This window comes from Streptomyces sp. NBC_00178 (assembly GCF_036206005.1).
Lineage (GTDB): Bacteria > Actinomycetota > Actinomycetes > Streptomycetales > Streptomycetaceae > Streptomyces.
In genome coordinates this window covers 4206725-4224093 of sequence record NZ_CP108143.1, presented here as the reverse complement: position 1 = coordinate 4224093, position 17369 = coordinate 4206725, and the positions used below count along the sequence as shown (strand labels likewise).

At 71.4% G+C, this 17369-nt stretch carries 20 protein-coding genes and 1 pseudogene; 11 read left to right on the top strand and 10 right to left on the bottom strand.

Annotated elements, in window-relative coordinates:
• The first annotated feature begins 90 nt into the window (after positions 1-90).
• Genes OHT61_RS18470 through OHT61_RS18460 form a run of 3 tightly spaced genes read left to right on the top strand, consistent with a single transcriptional unit; the run spans position 91 to position 3646 of the window.
• Positions 91-615 (top strand): PadR family transcriptional regulator, encoded by a 525-nt coding sequence (locus OHT61_RS18470; protein WP_329039871.1) that lies wholly within the window; start codon positions 91-93, stop codon positions 613-615.
• Complete coding sequence (locus tag OHT61_RS18465; RefSeq protein WP_329039870.1) at positions 612-1301, top strand: ABC transporter ATP-binding protein; 690 nt, start codon at positions 612-614, stop codon at positions 1299-1301. The genes OHT61_RS18470 and OHT61_RS18465 overlap by 4 nt, the downstream gene beginning before the upstream one ends.
• On the top strand, positions 1298-3646 hold the full coding sequence (locus OHT61_RS18460) for an ABC transporter permease (protein ID WP_329039869.1): 2349 nt from the start codon (positions 1298-1300) through the stop codon (positions 3644-3646). The genes OHT61_RS18465 and OHT61_RS18460 overlap by 4 nt, the downstream gene beginning before the upstream one ends.
• Positions 3647-3723: 77 nt before the next feature.
• Here OHT61_RS18460 and OHT61_RS18455 read toward each other — a convergent pair whose 3' ends face one another.
• Positions 3724-3924, bottom strand: coding sequence for a hypothetical protein (locus tag OHT61_RS18455; RefSeq protein ID WP_329039868.1), 201 nt, complete (start codon positions 3922-3924; stop codon positions 3724-3726).
• A 114-nt stretch (positions 3925-4038) separates the two neighbouring features.
• On the bottom strand, positions 4039-4965 hold the full coding sequence (locus tag OHT61_RS18450) for a DUF3048 domain-containing protein (RefSeq protein ID WP_329039866.1): 927 nt from the start codon (positions 4963-4965) through the stop codon (positions 4039-4041).
• A 323-nt stretch (positions 4966-5288) separates the two neighbouring features.
• Here OHT61_RS18450 and OHT61_RS32535 point away from each other — a divergent pair.
• Positions 5289-5384, top strand: a pseudogene (locus tag OHT61_RS32535) (transposase); the annotation flags it as partial.
• 8 nt (positions 5385-5392) lie between these two features.
• Here the strand turns inward: OHT61_RS32535 and OHT61_RS18445 are convergent.
• Complete coding sequence (locus OHT61_RS18445) at positions 5393-6376, bottom strand: WD40 repeat domain-containing protein (protein WP_329039864.1); 984 nt, start codon at positions 6374-6376, stop codon at positions 5393-5395.
• Between OHT61_RS18445 and OHT61_RS18440 the strand changes: the two genes are divergently transcribed.
• Together OHT61_RS18440 and OHT61_RS18435 are read left to right on the top strand one after the other, a co-directional pair.
• The gene (locus tag OHT61_RS18440; RefSeq protein WP_329039861.1) at positions 6375-7133 is read left to right on the top strand and encodes a GDSL-type esterase/lipase family protein; all 759 of its coding nucleotides are present in this window, start codon (positions 6375-6377) and stop codon (positions 7131-7133) included. The two genes, OHT61_RS18445 and OHT61_RS18440, sit on opposite strands and share 2 nt — an antisense overlap.
• A gap of 206 nt (positions 7134-7339) precedes the next feature.
• The gene (locus OHT61_RS18435) at positions 7340-8242 is read left to right on the top strand and encodes an endonuclease/exonuclease/phosphatase family protein (RefSeq protein WP_443049472.1); all 903 of its coding nucleotides are present in this window, start codon (positions 7340-7342) and stop codon (positions 8240-8242) included.
• Positions 8243-8275: 33 nt separating this feature from the next.
• Here the strand turns inward: OHT61_RS18435 and OHT61_RS18430 are convergent, their stop codons facing one another.
• The 4 genes from OHT61_RS18430 to OHT61_RS18415 all read right to left on the bottom strand — a co-directional run bounded on the left by OHT61_RS18430 (position 8276) and on the right by OHT61_RS18415 (position 11071).
• Complete coding sequence (locus tag OHT61_RS18430) at positions 8276-8917, bottom strand: TetR/AcrR family transcriptional regulator (protein WP_329039855.1); 642 nt, start codon at positions 8915-8917, stop codon at positions 8276-8278.
• A gap of 267 nt (positions 8918-9184) precedes the next feature.
• Positions 9185-9601 (bottom strand): arsenate reductase ArsC, encoded by a 417-nt coding sequence (locus tag OHT61_RS18425; RefSeq protein ID WP_329039853.1) that lies wholly within the window; start codon positions 9599-9601, stop codon positions 9185-9187.
• Entirely contained in the window at positions 9594-10694 is a 1101-nt protein-coding gene (gene arsB / locus OHT61_RS18420) for an ACR3 family arsenite efflux transporter (protein WP_329039852.1), read from the bottom strand. The genes OHT61_RS18425 and arsB overlap by 8 nt, the downstream gene beginning before the upstream one ends.
• Positions 10695-10699: 5 nt before the next feature.
• Positions 10700-11071, bottom strand: a complete 372-nt coding sequence (locus tag OHT61_RS18415; protein WP_329039850.1) for an ArsR/SmtB family transcription factor — start codon at positions 11069-11071, stop codon at positions 10700-10702.
• Between the two features lie 79 nt (positions 11072-11150).
• Here OHT61_RS18415 and OHT61_RS18410 point away from each other — a divergent pair, with 79 nt between their 5' ends.
• Together OHT61_RS18410 and OHT61_RS18405 are read left to right on the top strand one after the other, a co-directional pair.
• Positions 11151-11612: an ArsI/CadI family heavy metal resistance metalloenzyme gene (locus OHT61_RS18410; RefSeq protein ID WP_329039848.1), complete on the top strand. Its 462-nt coding sequence runs from the start codon at positions 11151-11153 to the stop codon at positions 11610-11612.
• 80 nt (positions 11613-11692) lie between these two features.
• Positions 11693-12574, top strand: coding sequence for a DUF4429 domain-containing protein (locus OHT61_RS18405; RefSeq protein WP_329039846.1), 882 nt, complete (start codon positions 11693-11695; stop codon positions 12572-12574).
• A gap of 76 nt (positions 12575-12650) precedes the next feature.
• Here OHT61_RS18405 and OHT61_RS18400 read toward each other — a convergent pair whose 3' ends face one another.
• Together OHT61_RS18400 and OHT61_RS18395 are read right to left on the bottom strand one after the other, a co-directional pair.
• Positions 12651-13712, bottom strand: coding sequence for a hypothetical protein (locus tag OHT61_RS18400; RefSeq protein ID WP_329039844.1), 1062 nt, complete (start codon positions 13710-13712; stop codon positions 12651-12653).
• 160 nt (positions 13713-13872) lie between these two features.
• Positions 13873-14298, bottom strand: coding sequence for a hypothetical protein (locus OHT61_RS18395; protein WP_329039842.1), 426 nt, complete (start codon positions 14296-14298; stop codon positions 13873-13875).
• Positions 14299-14508: 210 nt separating this feature from the next.
• Between OHT61_RS18395 and OHT61_RS18390 the strand changes: the two genes are divergently transcribed.
• Both OHT61_RS18390 and OHT61_RS18385 read left to right on the top strand, forming a co-directional pair.
• Complete coding sequence (locus OHT61_RS18390) at positions 14509-15252, top strand: class I SAM-dependent DNA methyltransferase (protein ID WP_329039840.1); 744 nt, start codon at positions 14509-14511, stop codon at positions 15250-15252.
• A 120-nt stretch (positions 15253-15372) separates the two neighbouring features.
• Entirely contained in the window at positions 15373-15651 is a 279-nt protein-coding gene (locus OHT61_RS18385) for a metal-sensitive transcriptional regulator (protein ID WP_329039839.1), read from the top strand.
• 132 nt (positions 15652-15783) lie between these two features.
• Here the strand turns inward: OHT61_RS18385 and OHT61_RS18380 are convergent, their stop codons facing one another.
• Positions 15784-16632, bottom strand: coding sequence for an alpha/beta fold hydrolase (locus OHT61_RS18380; protein ID WP_329039837.1), 849 nt, complete (start codon positions 16630-16632; stop codon positions 15784-15786).
• Between the two features lie 227 nt (positions 16633-16859).
• On the opposite strand from OHT61_RS18380, the gene OHT61_RS18375 reads away from it, so the two are divergent.
• The gene (locus OHT61_RS18375; RefSeq protein ID WP_329039834.1) at positions 16860-17348 is read left to right on the top strand and encodes a MarR family winged helix-turn-helix transcriptional regulator; all 489 of its coding nucleotides are present in this window, start codon (positions 16860-16862) and stop codon (positions 17346-17348) included.
• The last annotated feature ends 21 nt before the right edge of the window (positions 17349-17369 follow it).

Sequence of the window (17369 nt, the reverse complement as noted above, 5' to 3'; positions counted from 1 at the left end):
AGCACGGGCCGTCGCCACCCGTGCCGTGCGGACGCACGCACACGGCCCAGCTATACATAGCGCGTATACACGTCGTGTATAGTTGAAATCATGTCAATCAGTCACACACTCCTGGGACTTCTGGAGTCAGGGCCCTCCCACGGCTACGACCTGAAGCGTTCCTTCGACGCGAAGTTCGGCCAGGACCGCCCGCTCCACTACGGCCAGGTCTACTCCACGATGTCCCGCCTGCTGAAGAACGGCCTCGTCGTCGTCGACGGCGTCGAGACGGGCGCAGGTCCGGAGCGGAAGCGGTACGCGATAACCGACTCCGGGATCACCGACGTGGAGCAGTGGCTCTCCACACCGGAGACGCCCGCCACCTACCTGCAGTCGACGCTGTACGCCAAGGTCGTCCTCGCCCTTCTCACCGACCGCGACGCCGCCGGTGTCCTCGACACACAGCGTTCGGAGCACCTGCGCGGCATGCGCGTGCTCACCGGTCGCAAGCGCGACGGAGACCTGGCCGACCAGCTCATCTGCGACCACGCCCTGTTCCACATGGAGGCCGACCTGCGATGGCTGGAACTCACCGCAGCCCGCCTCGACAAGCTCCGAGAGACGGTAACCCGATGACTCCCCCCGCTGGCTCGCTCCTCTCCGCCGAGGACCTCCGCAAGGCCTACGGTCCCACCTTCGCGCTCGACGGCGCCGAATTCTCCATCCACCCCGGCGAGGTCGTCGCTGTGATGGGCCCGTCCGGCTCCGGCAAGTCGACGCTGCTGCACTGCCTCGCGGGCATCGTGACCCCCGACTCCGGAACGATCCGCTACGACGGACGCGAGCTGTCCGCGATGAGTGACTCACAGCGCAGTGCACTGCGGCGCAGCGAGTTCGGGTTCGTGTTCCAGTTCGGCCAGCTCGTGCCGGAACTCACCTGCGTCGAGAACGTCGCGCTGCCCCTTCGTCTGAACGGCACCCCGCGCAAGGCGGCCGAGCAGACGGCACTGAGCTGGATGGAGCGCCTGGAGGTCGAAGGTCTCGCCCGCAAGCGTCCCGGCGAGGTCTCCGGCGGTCAGGGGCAGCGGGTCGCGGTGGCACGCTCCCTGGTCACCGGCCCCCGTCTCATCTTCGCCGACGAGCCGACCGGCGCACTGGACTCCCTCAACGGCGAGCGCGTGATGGAGCTGCTGACGGAAGCCGCACGATCCACCAACGCGGCCGTCGTGCTGGTCACCCATGAGTCACGTGTCGCCGCGTACTCCGACCGGGAGGTCGTCGTCCGTGACGGCCGGGCGCGGGACATGGAGCACGCCGTATGAGCGCCCGCGTGTGGGCCCGGGATCTCACCATGGGCGTCCGCTTCGCCGTGTCCGGCGGGCGCGAGGGCTGGGTACGGGCTCTGCTGACGGCTGTCGGCGTCGGTCTGGGTGTGGCCATGCTGCTGCTCACGACCGCGATTCCGCACGCGCTCGAACTGCGGGACGCGCACGAGAACGCGCGGGCCGACATCAGCACGTCGTCCACGGTGCACACGTCGGATGCCACGGTGGTGGTCGCGCATGCCGACACCGAATTCCGCGGTCACGGCGTCAGGGGCCGTGAACTGGAGGCCGAGGGGCCGGGCGCGCCTCTGCCGCCGGGTGTGGCGAAGTTCCCGGCGCAGGGCGAGATGGTGGTCTCCCCCGCGCTGAAGGACCTGCTGGCATCGGACTCCGGTGCGCTGCTGCGCAAGCGGCTGCCCGGCCGGATCGTCGCCACGATCGGCGACAACGGTCTGGCCGGTCCGCGTGAACTCGCCTTCTACCGTGGTGCCGAGGGGCTGGCCTCTCACATCGACGGAGATGGCGTCCACCGGATCAAGGAGTTCGGCGACCCGTCCCCGGACGCGCAGAAGCTCGATCCGATCCAGGCACTGCTGATTCTCGTCATGCTCGTGGTCCTGCTCATGCCCGTGGCGGTCTTCATCGCCACGGCCGTGCGCTTCGGCAGCGAGCGACGTGACCGGCGGCTCGCGGCCCTGCGGCTCGTGGGCTCGGACAGTCGCAGTGTCCGGCGGGTCGCGGCCGGAGAGGCGCTGGTGGGTGCGCTGTTGGGGCTGCTCGTCGGCGCCGGGTTCTTCGTGGCGGGCCGGCAGGCGGCAGGCTCCTTCGAGATCCGCAACATCAGTGTCTTCCCGGACTATCTGTCCCCCTCGCCCTTCCTGGCGCTGCTGGTGGTGGTGGCCGTGCCGGTGGCAGCCGTCGCGGTGACGGTGCTCGCCCTGCGCAACGTCGCCATCGAGCCGCTCGGTGTGGTGCGTTCGGGCCGGCAGGCGAAGGGCCGGTTGTGGTGGCGGCTGCTGCCGTCGCTGATCGGTCTGGCCCTCCTGGCGCCGATGATGGGCAAGGGCAGGGACAACGGACAGTTCAGCGGACCGCAGACCGGGTTCGGTGTCATCCTGCTGCTGATCGGTGTGACAGCGCTGCTGCCGTGGGTCGTGGGTGCGGTCGTCGCCCGGCTCGGCTCCGGGGGTGGTGTCGCACAGCAACTGGCCGTACGGCGCCTCCAGATGAACAGCGGCGCGGCGACCAGCATGGTCAACGGGATCGCCGTGGCCGTGGCCGGAGCGATCGCGCTGCAGATGCTCTTCGGCGGGGTCGAAGCCTCCTACACGCACTCGACCGGGCTGGACACCTCGCGGGCGCAGATGGAAGTCACCGTGCCCGGCGACGTGCCGCTCGCACCGGCCACGCAGAAGCTGCGCGCGACCGAGGGCGTCAAGGCCGTGGTCACCTTCAACGAGGGCAACGTCGGCGACCGCGCCGACAACCCACGTCGCTACGCACAGGTGTCGGTGGGCGACTGCGCGGACCTGCGGGAGATCGCCACGCTCCCTTCGTGCCGCCCCGGCGATGCCTTCCTCCTCGCACCCGGGCACACCGAGTTCGCCTCGCCCGACGCGGCGGAGCTGGCCCGGCCGGGCAAGCGGCTGTACTTCGATCCGGCCTTCCCCGGCGCCCCGCACACCTCGAAGGCAGCCTCCTGGTCCCTGCCCAGGACCGTCAAGACCGGGCAGCCCCGGTCCGGTCTGGCAGGCACATGGGAGTCGGGCGGCATCCTGATCACCCGCGCGGCACTGCCGGACGACACCGTGTCGACCATGATCGGGCACGCCTACGTCCGCGTCGACGGTTCGGTGAAGGACGCGGGCGAACTGGTGCGGAACACCGTGGCCACCATCGATCCGCGGGCGGTCACCACGGTGCGCCGGGGCTCGGGAATCGACGGAACGTACGCCGGCATCCGGTCGGGTCTGCTGGTCGGGGCGGCGTGTGTGCTGGCCCTGATCGGACTCAGCCTGCTGGTCACGCAGCTGGAGCAGCTGCGTGAGCGCAAGAAGCTGCTGTCGGCCTTGGTCGCCTTCGGCACCCGACGCCGGACACTGAGCATGTCGGTGCTCTGGCAGACCGCGATTCCCGTCCTGCTGGGGCTGGCCCTGGCCACGGTGGTCGGCCTGGCACTGGGCGCGGTCCTGCTGAAGATGACGGCCGTACCCGTGACCGTCGACCTGGGAGCCGTGCTGGCCATGGTCGGCGCGGGCGCGGCGGTCGTCGCGGGAGTCACGCTGCTCAGCATCCCGCCGCTGCTGCGGATGATGAGGCCGGAGGGCCTGCGGACGGAGTGATCCGGCGACCGCGGGTGGGCCCCCTCGTGACACGAGGGGGCCCTCTCGTCCTTCTCGTGTTGCGCGAACCGGCGCCGTCACCGCGGTTCGGCGATGACGCCTCGCGCGACGCTCAGGTCGATGCCGGTGCCTGCCGCGTAGTCGTCCAGGATGTACTCGCTGAACGGCTCGGCGACGAATATGCCCGCATAGTCGGCGGGCGTCGGATAGTCGGGGGCGGCCGTGGCGGGATCCTCGGGAGGCGATCGATGGGGTGCGGTGGCGACTCCGGACTGCACCTGGCCTCACCTCACCTGGCCTCGCGCGTCTTGTGGCTCCGCGACACCGCAGCATGATCATGTGTCAGACAGGCCCTGGATCACCGCCGGTCCGGATTGGCGACCGCCCTCGCGTCAGTTCGGTACGAGCACGATCCAGACCTGACCGGTCGCGAACGTCATCGGCTCGCCATCCTCGGTGGTGAAGCGTGTCGCCGACTCCGCGGTGCTCCGTCGCCATGCCGCGGCGTACGACTTGCCCTCACGCAGGACCACAGCCGAGCCGGACCCCACGGTCGAGCTGAACGGCGAGGCGTTCCCTCCTCGGTCCCGGAAACGCGAGGGCTGCACGTCCACGTCCTGCAGGACCACCGTGGCAGCTCCGAGCCGGTCCCCTGAGGCCGTACGGGCGGGGGTTCCGTCCATGCCCACCAGCCACTTTCCCGGGTCCGTGGCCCAGGTGAAGGTGAACCGTGCAGATGGGTACGACACGGTGCGCTCGCCGACAGGGGTGCCACCCGCAGGCGGCGCGGCGAAGCGGAGCCCGATGTCCTGGGCCGCGTTCACCCCTGTGGAAGCGTGCGGGATCTTCCCCGGGCGCAGGTACAGATTGTGCGGCGCGGCGCGGTCCCCGCTGCGGAAGTAGGCGTCCGGTGCCTTCGACGGCGGTAGCGCGTCGAGGGGAGCAGCTTCGATCAACGGCCGGAGGGCGGACTGGGCGCCTGAGTACGCGAGCGTGGGCTCGTCGAACTGACGGAGCAGTTCCAGATCCGTCTCGCGAGCGCTGCGGACGGGGCCGATGACGGGCGGCAGGCCAGAGGAGTAGACGGCGAGTATGCGGCTGAGGCCCGCCTCCACCTGCTCCACATAGACGATGTCGGCCTTCTCGAGCCCGGTCGGGGGCCGGGCTGCGGCCACGTTGTCGATCTTTACGGCGAGAACCTCGGCCCGTGGTGGGGCTGTTGCCTTCTCGCCGCCCGAGCTGCCACAGGCCGCGGTGATGACGAGCGTGAGCACGGCGAGCACGGCGGCGGCCGACCGCTCCGTTCTGGAGGTGGGCATGACTGCCGTCCCCTTTCGAGTCGGCTGTGCCGCGTCGGCTCGTGTCTGCCTCGTCGGCTCATGTCTGCCGCGGCGATGACTCTGGCCGCAATCATCACGCAGAAGGCCGGCCTGAGCGCTTCAGGCGCGACGCGTGAATGCTCCGGATTGCGCGGCTCTCCGCCACAGGTCCCCCACGAGGCCCGGGACAGACACCCGGACGCACCGTCAACCGTCTCAAGGCGTCGGGCGTCGGGCGTCAGGCGTCAGGCTTGGGAAGTTCGGGTGTGACGTCGACGACGGAGCCCAGGCCGCGACCTCATGGAGCCCCGATACCCGGCACCCAGGCCGAACACGACTGGCTCACCACCGTCCGGCTCCCGCCCTATCCACCGGACCTCAATCCCGTCGAGGCCGTCCGGTCACTCGTGCGCAGAGCTTGAAAACCTCAGTGACCGCGCCTGCGCTTGGCCATGAGCACGGCCAGCACGACGACGACGACCGCCACAGCCCCGCCGGTCACGGTGCTCTTCCCCGGGCCGCCGTCCTCGCCGCCGTCACCCGAGGACGTGCCGCCGCCACCGCTGTTCGGCGAGGCCTTGCCGCCGCCCTCCACGTCGACGCGCAGCACCTCGCTCCGTTCGCCCTCGGAGCCGAACATCATCGCCGAGCCGTCCGTCGTGTAGGTCACCGACTCGGCCTGTCCCTGGAGCGGCACGCTCACGGCGTGGTCGGCGCCGAGCCGGCCCTTGTCGAAGGCGTAGCGCCGGGCGCTGAAGTAGGAGCGCAGCACGAGCTCCTCGCCGTCGGGGGAGAACGCGCCGTCCGTCACCCACGGAACCTCGCCCACCCGCCGGAACACGTTGGTCCCGCCGGCCGTCAGCTTCTCCGGGCCCTCGTAGAGTCCCCCGCCGCCCTCCCTCTTCGACGCGATGTACACCCGCCCCGTCACGGGGTGGACCATCATCGCCTCGGCGTTGCGGGCCCCGTCCGCGTACTTCACGTCGAACTGGGTGGCCCGCACCGTGGCGTCCGCGAGCTTCTCCGGTTCCGGGAAGCGGTAGATCCACACGTGGTCCCAGGAACCGTCGAGGTTGTCCCCGATGTCGCCGACGTAGAGGTTCCCGTCGGGCCCGAGCGAGATCGCCTCGACGTCGCGGGGCTCCCCGACCCCCTTCATGGTGATCGTCGCGACGGTCTTGCCGGTCCGGGAGTCGACGGCGTAGACGTACGGCCCGTCCTCGCTGTCGTTGTGCGTCCAGTAGACGCCGGGGTGGATACGGCTGGCGGCCAGGCCGCTGGACTCGGTGATCCGGGGGTCCTCGATGGTGAAGGTGCGGTCCGCCCCGTCACCGTCGTCCGCGACTGCGGGCGCCGCCCCCGTGAGGAACAGGAGGACGGCGGCGGCGGAAAGGGTCAACAGCGATCTCATGGCACAAGTGTCCACTGTCACGTCGCAGGCCGGAGCGGTGATCCGCCATGATGTCGCCATGCGTTTTCTCTTCGTCGGCGACTCCATGACGATCGGGCGTTCCGGCGACTTCACCTGGCGCTACCGGATGTGGCAGCACCTGGAGGCGACCGTCGGGCGCGACGGCTACGCGATCACGGGTCCGCGCACCGAGGTGTACGACACGGAGGCGAACGCCCCGCTCTCCCACGCCTACGGCGACCCGGACTTCCCCGCGCCCGCGCGACGGCACCTCGCCGGGTGGGGCGAGGGCTGGCTCCACATGGCGCCCGTCATCGCGGACACGGTCACGGTGACCCGCGCCGATGTCCTGCTCGTCTCCCTCGGCCTGATAGACCTCGGGTTCTACACGAACAGCGAGCAGACGGCCGCGAACGCGCGGGCCTTCGTCGCCGCGGCCCGCACCGCGAACCCGCGGATCAGGCTGGTGCTGCTTCCCGTGATACCCAATGTGCGGGCCGAGTCCGACGTCCCGTTCGCCACGGAGTGCGACCGCTTCAACGTGCTCCTCGCGAAGGCCGTCGCCGATCTCGACACCCCGTCGTCCCCGGTGCTGCTGGCCTCGCGTCCGGTGGGCTACGACATCCGTACGGACACCTACGACGGCACGCACCCGGGCCCCACCGGCGAACACAAGCTGGCCGGCGCCTTCGCCGACGCGATGCACCAGGCCTGGGGCGTGGGCGGCGCCTACGCGGGAGTCATGGCCGCGGCCTGATCCCCGGCCCCGTGTCCGGAACCGCGCGGCTTCGGTCCCACGTCCTCGTCCCGTACGGCACCGCGCGGCGCGGCGCGGAATGTCCGGAACTGGAGCACGGGCGGATGAAGTACGCACGGACGAGAAGGAAGCCGGGCACGGGGCCGTCGAGCGGTGTCCCGCGGGGAGAGGCTTCGGGGCGCGGCGGGCGCCGGACCCTCGGCCGTGTGCTCGCCGTGTCGTCGGCCCTGGTGACCTTCCTGCTGGTCCTGCCCGGCGCGGTCCCCAACAGCCCCGGCCACGTGGGCAGTCTCCTGGAGACCTTTCTGCCCTGGATCGGCGTGGCCGTGCCCGTCCTGCTGGTCCCCGCGCTCCTCGGCAGATCCAGGATCGCCCTGGTCTCCCTGCTGATGCCGGCCCTGGCCTGGCTGATCCTCTTCGCCGGCCTGCTGTTCCCGGGAAGCACCCCCGAGGGCGGTCTCACCGTCGTCCAGCACAATGTCAGCGACGTGAACCCGGACCCGGCCGCCACCGCCGGCGCGCTGGCCCGCACGGGCGCCGACCTGATCGCCCTGGAGGAGCTGACGGCCCCGGCCCTGCCCGCGTACGAGCGGGTTCTGGCGTCCCGATACCCCCACCGCGCGGCCAGCGGCACGGTCGGCCTCTGGTCGAAGCACCCCCTGACGGCGATACGCCCCGTGGACATCCGGCCGGAGGGCGTCGGCGCGGGCTGGAACCGGGGCCTGCGGGCGACCGCCCGCACACCGCACGGCGAGGTCGCGGTGTACGTCGCCCACCTGCCCTCGGTGCGCATCGGCCCGTCGGCCGGGTTCAGTTCCGGCAGACGCGACGAGAGCGCGGCGCTCCTCGGTGCGGCCCTCGCCGCCGAGCCCCTGGACCGGGTGATCCTCCTCGGCGACCTCAACAGCACGGTGGACGACCGGGGCCTGGACCCGGTGACCTCGCTCATGGAGCCACCGGGGCCCGGCTTCGCGTTCAGCTGGCCCGCCTCGCTGCCGGTGGCCAGGATCGACCAGGTGCTGACCCGGTCGGCGGAGGTCACCCACGTCCGGTCCCTGCCCGCGACGGGGAGCGACCACCTGCCGGTAGCGGCCCGCGTCGTCCTGTAGGCGCCCGGGTGCGCGCCGTACGGGCGGCTCGGGTCAGCCGACCAGTTCGACGCCCAGCATCGCGAGCCCCAGCTTGGTCAGTTCCTCGGACACCTCGTCCGGCCTGGCCCTGCGGGGGCGGCGGGCGTGATGGGCCATGAGCTCGTGGACCGTACCGACCATCACCATGACCACGACACGGTGGTCGCGTTCCTCCGCCTCGCCGCGCACCGCCGCGCGCTCGGCCTCGCCGGTGAGGAAGTCGCCCCACAGGTCGCGCCACTTCTTGCAGTGGGCGTCCACGGCGGGACTCACACCCAGCACCTCGACGAAGGTGATCCGCGCCTCGCGCAGGTCACGGGTCACGGCCGACACGTACGCGTCGAAGAGCCGCCGGAAGCGCTCCGCGACCGGACAGTCGTCCATGCCCTCGGAGAGCAGGGCCTGTTCGGCCGCGCGGAGCCCACTGGTCGTGATCTGGTTGTGGAGGGCCATGAGCACGCCCTCCCGGGAGCCGAACTCCTCCCAGAGCATCTCCTCCGGGACCCCGGCCACCTCGCACAGGGCCTGCTCGGACGTGGCCGCGTAGCCGTACACCCCGAACAGTTCCAGGCCGGCGTCGAGGAGTTGCGCACGGGCCCGGGTGCGCCTGCCGTCGACCGTTCCGGTCGGTTGGTCCACCGGGACATCCACCACGGGTCCTCCTTGGTCTGCCACATCCCCGGTGCTCGCGGCTGCGGTTGAGCGGATCCGCGCGGGCCGGTGGGGGCTCGGTCGCCTCTGGATGGCGCGTGCGCCATTGTCCCGGTTCGTCCGGCCGTGCGCACCCTTCGGCACGCCGCCGGGCCCATAGACCGCCAGGACCGGTGAGCGCTCGCACACCAGTACAGCCGCCGTCGGACGCCGGGCCGAAGGGCGTTCGGGGCGCGGCGGGGAGGGGCGCGGCGGGGAGGACGGCCGCCGCTACGGCGCGACGACGACGCCGAGTTCGGCGAGCAGGCCGCGGACGAGCTGTTCGATCGCGTCACGGATCGGCCGTACGGCGGCGACGCCCTGCCCGGCGGGGTCGTCGAGGCGCCAGTCGAGGTACCGCTTGCCCGGGAAGACCGGGCAGGTGTCCCCGCAGCCCATGGTGATGACCACGTCGGAGGCCCGCACCGCGTCGTCGGTCAGCGGCTTCGGCCTGCTCGCGGACATGTCGACGCCCACTTCCGCCATCGCCTCGACCGCGGCCGGGTTCACGGCGTCCGCCGGGGCCGATCCCGCCGAGCGGACCTCGACGGCCCCCCCGGCGAGATGGGCGAGGAAGGCCGCGGCCATCTGCGAACGGCCGGCGTTGTGGACGCACACGAACAGGACGGACGGCAGGTGCTCAGACACGGGCGGAACCCTCCGGGGTGCCGGCCGTCGCGGCGGTCACCGTGACGGGAGCGGGGAAGAAGCGGCGGGCGGCCAGGGCGACATGGACCAGCCCGATCAGGACGGGGACCTCGATGAGGGGGCCGACGACGCCGGCGAGCGCCTGGCCGGAGGCGGCGCCGAAGGTGGCGACGGCGACCGCGATGGCCAGCTCGAAGTTGTTGCCCGCCGCGGTGAAGGCCAGCGTCGTCGCCTTCGGGTGGGTCAGCCCGGCCGCCCGCCCGACGGCCATCGAGCCCGTCCACATCACGGCGAAGTACACCAGCAGCGGGAGGGCGATCCGCACCACGTCGAGGGGCTTGGAGGTGATCGCGCCGCCCTGGAGCGCGAAGAGGACCACGACCGTGAACAGCAGGCCGTGGAGGGCGAACGGGCCGATCCTGGGCAGGAGCCGCGTCTCGTACCACGCGCGGCCCCGCGCCTTCTCGCCGAGCCGCCGGGTCAGGAATCCGGCGAGGAGCGGGATGCCCAGGAAGAGCAGAGCGGACCGGGCGATCTCCCACGCGGTGACGTCGAGCGCCGCCCGCTCCAGCCCGAGCCATCCGGGCAGCACCGAGAGGTAGAACCAGCCCAGCAGCCCGAACGCGAGGACCTGGAAGACCGAGTTGAGGGCGACCAGCACGGCGGCGGCCTCGCGGTCGCCGCCGGCGAGGTCGTTCCAGATGATCACCATGGCGATGCAGCGGGCGAGGCCCACGATGATCAGACCGGTGCGGTATTCGGGCAGGTCGGGCAGCAGGAGCCAGGCGAGCGCGAACATGAGCGCAGGCCCGGCGATCCAGTTCAGTACCAGGGAAGGGATCAGGAGCCGCCGGTCGCCGGTGACCGTCCGCATGCGGTCGTAGCGGACCTTCGCGAGGACCGGGTACATCATCATGAGCAGGCCCAGCGCGATCGGCAGCGGGACACCGGTGACGGTGGTCTCCGCGAGTACGCCGCCGAGTCCGGGGACCAGCCGCCCGAGGCCCAGCCCGGCAGCCATCGCGATCAGGATCCACACCGCGAGGAACCGGTCCAGGAACGAAAGCCGTCGCGCGACCGGCTCCGTGGCCACGGCGCTCACCCGGCGACTCCGGCGGGGCGGGTGAGGACGGCGGCCAGACGGTCCGTCATCTCCGGCAGCAGGCGGTAGTACACCCAGGTCCCGCGCCGCTCCGAGTCGATGAGCCCCGCCTGCCTGAGCAGCTTCAGGTGGTGGGAGATCGTCGGCTGGGAGAGGTCGAACGCCGGCGTGAGGTCGCAGACGCACACCTCCCCGCCCGCCCGCGAGGCGATCATCGAGAGCAGCCGCAGCCGGACCGGGTCGCCCAGGGCCTTGAAGACCTTCGCCAGCGTCTCGGCCCCGCCCTCGTCGAGGGGTGCGGTGAGCAGGGTGGGGCAGCAGCCCTCGGGGTCGTCCTGCCCGAGCACCACGAGCTCTTGTTTCGACATGCTTCTATGTTGACGTTTTTCGAATCAAGGCGCAACCTTGAATTGAAGAACATCAATCCAACCTGATGGAGGGATGGTCATGTCCCGTGCCCAGCTCGCACTCAACGTCGCCGATCTCGAAGCATCGGTGATCTTCTACTCCAGGCTCTTCGGCGTGGAACCCGCCAAGCGCCGCCCCGGTTACGCCAACTTCGCGATCGCCACCCCGCCGCTCAAGCTCGTCCTGATCCAGGGCGAGCCGGGCCAGGAGACCCGCCTGGACCACCTCGGCGTCGAGGTCGGCACGACGGAGGAGGTCTCCGCCGCCGCCACCCGGCTCAGGGAGGCGGGCCTCGCGACCTTCGAGGAGAACGACACCTCCTGCTGCTACGCCCTCCAGGACAAGGTCTGGGTCCACGGCCCCGGCAAGGAGCCGTGGGAGGTCTACGTCGTCAAGGCGGACGCCGCACACCTCCAGAGGAGTTCCGCCCCGGACGCCGACGCCCCTGCCGGTTCCGCCGGGGACACGACACCCGCCGCAGGCTGCGCCTGCGGCACCTGAGCCGGTCCCGCCACGCCTGCGGAGAGGCCGTCACCTCCGGCCCCTCCGCAGGCGGAGGGGAGGCTGGCAGAATCCGCCCCATGGCGGACATCATCACGCGCGACGGCACATGGAGCTTCGACGGCGGGACGGTACGCATCGTCCCCGGCGGCAAGGTGCACCCCGTGCGGCAGGATCTCGGCGAACTCGCCGTGCCGCTCGAAGCCGTGGCGGGCGCCTCCTTCGAACCCGACCGCAAGGGCGGCCGCCTGCGTCTCCGGCTGCGGACCGGCGCCTGCCCGGTGCAGCGCGCGGCGGACGGCAGGCTGCGGGACTCCGCCGACCCGTACCAGCTCCTGGTGGAGAAGGACCGCACCGGCGTGGCCGAGTACCTCGTCGACGAGATCCGCAACGCCCTGCTGATCGAGCAGGTGCCGGACGGGCCGGTGGACCGCTTCCTGCTGCCGGGGCCGTCGGTGCCCGTGTCCGGCGGGGGCGGGGACGGCACCGCGTCCTTCGACGGACACGACGTCCGCCTCGCCTGGAACTGGAAGGCCGAGGAGTCGAAGACCACCGGCGGCACCGTCACCCTCCCGCTGCCGGACATCACGGGTGTGCGCTGGATACCGGCCATCGGACTGGAGAACGGCTCCCTCCGCTTCGACCGCGCGGGAGTCACCGCGGCCACGCAGCCGAAGTACGACCCGTACTCCCTGGACCTGTGGGGACTGTCCAAGCGGGAGTACACCGCCGTGCTCGTCGCGGCCGCCGTGCTCGTGCGGCTGCCGTCGCCCGCCCGGCGGCTCGCACCCGGCACGCCGCCGAAGGTCCTCACGGCCCCCGCCCAGGACGCCTCCCCGGCCGCCGACGACCACGACGTCCTGCTGCGACGGCTGCGCGAGCTCGGCGAACTGCACCGGGCGGGCGTCCTCACCGACGAGGAGTTCAGCACCGCCAAGCAGGCCGTCCTGAAGCGCCTCTGATCCCCACCCCGCCGCGTACCACCCGCCGCCCACCGGTCCCACCGCTCACCGGGCCCGCCGTAGACCGGGCCGAAGCTCACCCCGGGGTGGCGACGTCCCCCAGTCGCGCGAAGCGTTCCCGCCAGGGCAGCGGGTCGTCCGTGACGGCCTCCGCCGCGGCCCACTGGGCTTCCCAGTGCGCCCGCGCCGCCTGTCGGCGGCACTCCCCGCACTCGGTCTCGTCGCCGAGGGGACGGAAGACGTGCTCCTCCCCCGGGGCCGAACAGGTCGTCAACTCCGCGACGGGCGGCGGCGCGACAGGCTGTCCCGATGCCTCGGACGGCAGCTCCGGCGGCATCTTGTGCAGCAGCCTGAAGCGCAGGAATCCGGCTGCCGACCGCACACCGTCGTCCGGAAGTCCGCTGGTCAGCACGGTACGCAGCTCGGCCTCCGACACCCCGCGCAGCAGCCAGCGAGCGGCAAGCCCGGCAAGTGACCGGGCTTCCCCCGCCCCGAGGTACAACTCGCGCCGCGCGTGCCGCAGCGAGAGCAGGACCCGCTCCCCCTGCGCGAACTCCGGCCCCGGGCCGGGTCCTGCCTCCACCTGCTGCTCCGCATCGGCCGCATCGGCATCCGCCGCCTCCACGCCACCGGGCTCCGGCCGTTGCCCGGCCTCGGGCTCGGGGCCGGGCGCGACCCGGGGGTCCGCTTCGGAGGGTGGGTGGGGAATGGTCTTCCCCAGTTCTTCCTCCACCGGTAGGTGACGACCGGCCACCCGAGCGGTCGGCCGGCCGACCGCCGGTTCCCGCGCACTCGGCTGCTCCTGGGAAGCCCCCCGGCGCAGCAGGGCCGCCTCCTCGGGCGTGAGGGGCACGCTGGAGAACAGCTGCTCCGTCCTCCAGTGCCCGCGCACGCCCTGGCCGCGCCACTCGTGGACGTAACCGTGCGCGATCAGCTGGGCCTTGGACTTCTGGTACGCCCGCCCCTTGATGCCGAGCTTCCGCGCGTGCTCGCTCAGCGCCTGGGCGGCCTGTCCGTCGGGGAGCCCCTGTACGGCCAGGAGCAGGATCTTCGCGTCGCTGTTCAGCCGCGTGTGCCGTACGACGTCGTGCGAAGCCTTCGTATAGCGCCGGGAGGGCGCGATAACATGCCGAAGCATCTCGGTGGACTTCCGATCCACTCGTGGGTGAAGGCCCTCGGGTCGGTGTTGGTAGCACCCCCGGGGGCCGCCCGCGCGCGACACGCGCGCACGGTACGTAATGACGCGATCACGGTACCGCACCGTGCGAGGTCCGTTTCCCGCACGCCCCGCAGCACCGTCAGGGGTCGACTCGGCCCGTCAGGACCGCTACCGCCACCTCGTGGAGCAGCGCCGTGTCGACGAACGGCGACTTCTCGGTGGGCCGCGAGCGCCAGTCCAGCGGCCACGTCCGCCCCTCCAGCGCGGGAACTCCCACGAACACGTCGCAGCACACCCCCCGCCCCATCAGCCGCGCCCCCGCCGGCCACCGGTACCCACCGGCGGAGTGGGGCGCCAGCAGGAAATGGGTACTGCGTTCCCCGACCCTCGAACGGACGATCGGACCCGCCCGGAAGTCGGTGAACTGCATCAGCTCGTACGCCACTTCGTCGCCGGCCGGTCCGGCGATGCGCACGGCGTCGAAGTGGACACCGGTGTGCCGGAGTGCGTGCCCGGACACGGGAACCCAGCAGGGCGCCGGGTCCAGTGAACTTCTCTGATCCATGGACGAAGCCTGACGGCGGACACGGACCGTGACCAGCGTCACAGGCCGACTGCGCACTCTCGTGTACATCGGGAGCGGAGTTGCACACTCCGGTGAACCCGGAAGTGGTATCGAGAGGACGGCCGCCGCCCTCGCCGCCCCACTGCGGTGGGGCGGCTGCCCCGCGAAATTCAGGCGCGATCCGACCGTCCACAGCAGTACGGTCCTGCGGTGGAAAACGACGACGGTTACTTCGGAGAACAGGCGGCGGCGACGTACGACGAGCCGGACGGGGAGATGTTCCGGCCCGCCGTCGTGGACGCAACGGCGGACTTCCTCGCCGGACTCGCGGGGGACGGCAGAGCGCTGGAGCTGGGCATCGGAACGGGCCGCATCGCCCTGCCGCTCGCGGCACGCGGGGTACCGGTCCACGGCATCGACATGTCGCGCGCGATGGTGCGGAGGCTGCGGGCCAAGCCGGGCGGCGGCGCGGACGACATCGGCGTCACCATCGGCGACTTCGCGACGACGAGGGCCGACGGGGAGTTCTCCCTCGCCTACCTGGTCTTCAACACGATCATGAATCTCACGTCCCAGGACGCGCAGGTCGAGTGCTTCCGCAATGTCGCCGCGCACCTCGCCCCCAGCGGCTGCTTCGTCATCGAGGTGGTCGTCCCGGAGCTGCGAAAGCTCCCGCCCGGCCAGACGGCGGTGCCGTTCCGGATGACCCCGACGCGCTGGGCGTACGACCTGTACGACGTGGCCACCCAGGCCATGAGCTCCAACTACATCGAGGTCCAGGACGGCCGGGGCTCCTTCCGGTCGATTCCCTTCCGCTACGTGTGGCCCGCGGAGCTGGACCTGATGGCCCGGATCGCGGGTCTGCGGCTGCGCGAGCGCTGGGAGGACTGGGGACGGGAGCCGTTCACGAACGAGAGCGGGCGGCACGTCTCGGTCTGGGAGAAGCCGGCGTAGGTGCCCCTGGCGGGTGGGGCCGTAGCGCCCACCCGCGGCCGGCGTGTACCGCATCTCGCCTCCGGGGGGCGGGGCGCCCGTAACATACCCCTAGGGGTATGTATGAACGCGGGAGGAAGCATGCAACTCGACATGGCGGACGACGAGCTGAAGTCCGTCCTCAACCGGCTGCGCCGGGCCCAGGGGCAGATCGCCGGGGTCGTGCGGATGATCGAGGAGGGCCGGGACTGCGAGGACGTCGTCACCCAACTCTCCGCGGCCTCACGGGCCCTGGACCGGGCGGGCTTCTCCATCATCGCGACGGGCCTCGAACAGTGCCTGACGCAGGAGGGGCAGTCCCCCGCCGACAGGGACCGGATGCGCGCCCGCCTGGAGAAGCTCTTCCTCTCGCTGGCCTGAACTGCCGGCCGGAGCGGCCCTCCCGGTGCACCCGGCGGCCCGGAAGCATCCGGCGGCCCGGGAGCATCCGGCGGCCCGGGAGGCGTCCGGCGGCCGGAGCGGCCCCGGCACCCGTCCGGGCCCGCTTCCGGATCAGCGGCCGTCGGTGGCGCGCGCCGCCTGCTCGATCACACGGGCCACCGCGTCCGGACGGGAGACCGTGACGGCGTGGGAGGCCTTGATCTCCGTGGTGTGGGAGTGGGCCCGCTGCGCCATGAACCGCTGGGCGGCGAGCGGGATGTTGAGGTCCTGGCGGGTGATCAGGTTCCAGGAGGGGATGGTCTTCCAGGCCGCCGCGGTGGCCCCTTCCTCCAGGGCGGAGGCTGCCACGGGGCGCTGGGTGGCGGCCATCAGGTCGCTGGTCCGGGTGGGGACGTCGGCGGCGAACTGGTGGTGGAACGCGTCGGTCCTGATGTACAGGTCCGTGCCGGTCCCGCCTCCGGCGACGGGGAACGGGACGGGGTTCAGGACGTCCCCGAGCGTGCTGCCGGGGAACTTGTTGGACAGCCCCAGCGCGGTTTCGCCCTTCTCCGGGGCGAAGGCGGCGATGTAGGCGAGGGCCTTCACGTTCGGGTTGCCGGCGGCGGCCTCGCTGATCACCGCGCCGCCGTAGGAGTGGCCGGCGAGGACGACGGGACCCTTGACGCTCTTGAGGAAGCTCTTCAGGTAGTCGGCGTCGCCGGTCAGGCCGCGCAGCGGGTTGGCCGGGGCGACGACGGGATACCCGTCGTGCCGCAGGCGCTGGATCACACCGTTCCAGCTGGAGGAGTCGGCGAACGCGCCGTGCACCAGCACGACCGTCGGCTTCCCCGCCTCGGCGGAGTGCCCGCCCGTGGCACCCGCCGGCGAGGTGACGGCCAGGGAGAGTGCCGCGACTCCGGCCACGGCGCCGGCGATGGCGATGGTCTTGCGGGAGGAACGGAAGGCGGTCGAAACGTTCATGAGAACTCCTCAGGTCTATGGGCGGATGCCGGGCCGCCGCCGGAAGGTGCCCTGTCCGGTGGCGACACCAGAAACCTAGCGCGCTTTCACCTCGTGCACAAGTTACTTGTGCACGAGATAAATGAAGGCGAGCGTATAGTGCTCTTTAGAGATGCCGTAAAAGATGCGGTAATGGCCGAAATGCCATGCGTGACGCAGGCGGCCCCGACCGGAAGGTGAGACCAGCGATGAGTGACGAGACCCCCGCGACCGAGCCGCGCCCGCCCATCCCGCTGCTGGACAAGCACTTGTGCTTCACCCTGTACGCGGCCTCACGCGCCATCACCGGCGCGTACCGGCCCCTGCTCGAACCGCTCGGGCTGACCTATCCGCAGTACCTCGTCATGATCACCCTCGGCGAGCACGGGTCCCTGACCGTCAAGGAGCTGGTGGCGCTCCTGCAACTGGACTACGGCACCGTGACACCGCTGATCAAGCGCCTGGAGGCCAACGGCCTGCTCCAGCGCCGGCGCCAGGCCGACGACGAACGCGTCGTCCACGTCGCCCTCACCGACGACGGTCTCGCCCTGCACACACGCCTCTCCGACGTCCCACCCGTCATCGCGGAGGCCGCGGGACTCACGTACGACGAGGTCACCACACTCCAGAACCTGGCACGCCGGCTGACCGCCAACATCGACGGACACACCACAGGCGTCCCGACGGCGAAGAAGTAAGGGGACCGGAGGACGTGATGC

Excerpts from the sequence above, each read along its gene's own strand:
- OHT61_RS18470 (WP_329039871.1), top strand. The coding sequence starts at position 91 with ATGTCAATCAGTCACACACTCCTGGGACTTCTGGAGTCAGGGCCCTCC.
- OHT61_RS18465 (WP_329039870.1), top strand. The coding sequence starts at position 612 with ATGACTCCCCCCGCTGGCTCGCTCCTCTCCGCCGAGGACCTCCGCAAG.
- OHT61_RS18460 (WP_329039869.1), top strand. The coding sequence starts at position 1,298 with ATGAGCGCCCGCGTGTGGGCCCGGGATCTCACCATGGGCGTCCGCTTC.
- OHT61_RS18450 (WP_329039866.1), bottom strand. The coding sequence starts at position 4,965 with ATGCCCACCTCCAGAACGGAGCGGTCGGCCGCCGCCGTGCTCGCCGTG.
- OHT61_RS18440 (WP_329039861.1), top strand. The coding sequence starts at position 6,375 with ATGGCACAAGTGTCCACTGTCACGTCGCAGGCCGGAGCGGTGATCCGC.
- OHT61_RS18445 (WP_329039864.1), bottom strand. The coding sequence starts at position 6,376 with ATGAGATCGCTGTTGACCCTTTCCGCCGCCGCCGTCCTCCTGTTCCTC.
- OHT61_RS18415 (WP_329039850.1), bottom strand. The coding sequence starts at position 11,071 with ATGTCGAAACAAGAGCTCGTGGTGCTCGGGCAGGACGACCCCGAGGGC.
- OHT61_RS18410 (WP_329039848.1), top strand. The coding sequence starts at position 11,151 with ATGTCCCGTGCCCAGCTCGCACTCAACGTCGCCGATCTCGAAGCATCG.
- OHT61_RS18405 (WP_329039846.1), top strand. The coding sequence starts at position 11,693 with ATGGCGGACATCATCACGCGCGACGGCACATGGAGCTTCGACGGCGGG.
- OHT61_RS18400 (WP_329039844.1), bottom strand. The coding sequence starts at position 13,712 with ATGCTTCGGCATGTTATCGCGCCCTCCCGGCGCTATACGAAGGCTTCG.
- OHT61_RS18395 (WP_329039842.1), bottom strand. The coding sequence starts at position 14,298 with ATGGATCAGAGAAGTTCACTGGACCCGGCGCCCTGCTGGGTTCCCGTG.
- OHT61_RS18385 (WP_329039839.1), top strand. The coding sequence starts at position 15,373 with ATGCAACTCGACATGGCGGACGACGAGCTGAAGTCCGTCCTCAACCGG.
- OHT61_RS18380 (WP_329039837.1), bottom strand. The coding sequence starts at position 16,632 with ATGAACGTTTCGACCGCCTTCCGTTCCTCCCGCAAGACCATCGCCATC.
- OHT61_RS18375 (WP_329039834.1), top strand. The coding sequence starts at position 16,860 with ATGAGTGACGAGACCCCCGCGACCGAGCCGCGCCCGCCCATCCCGCTG.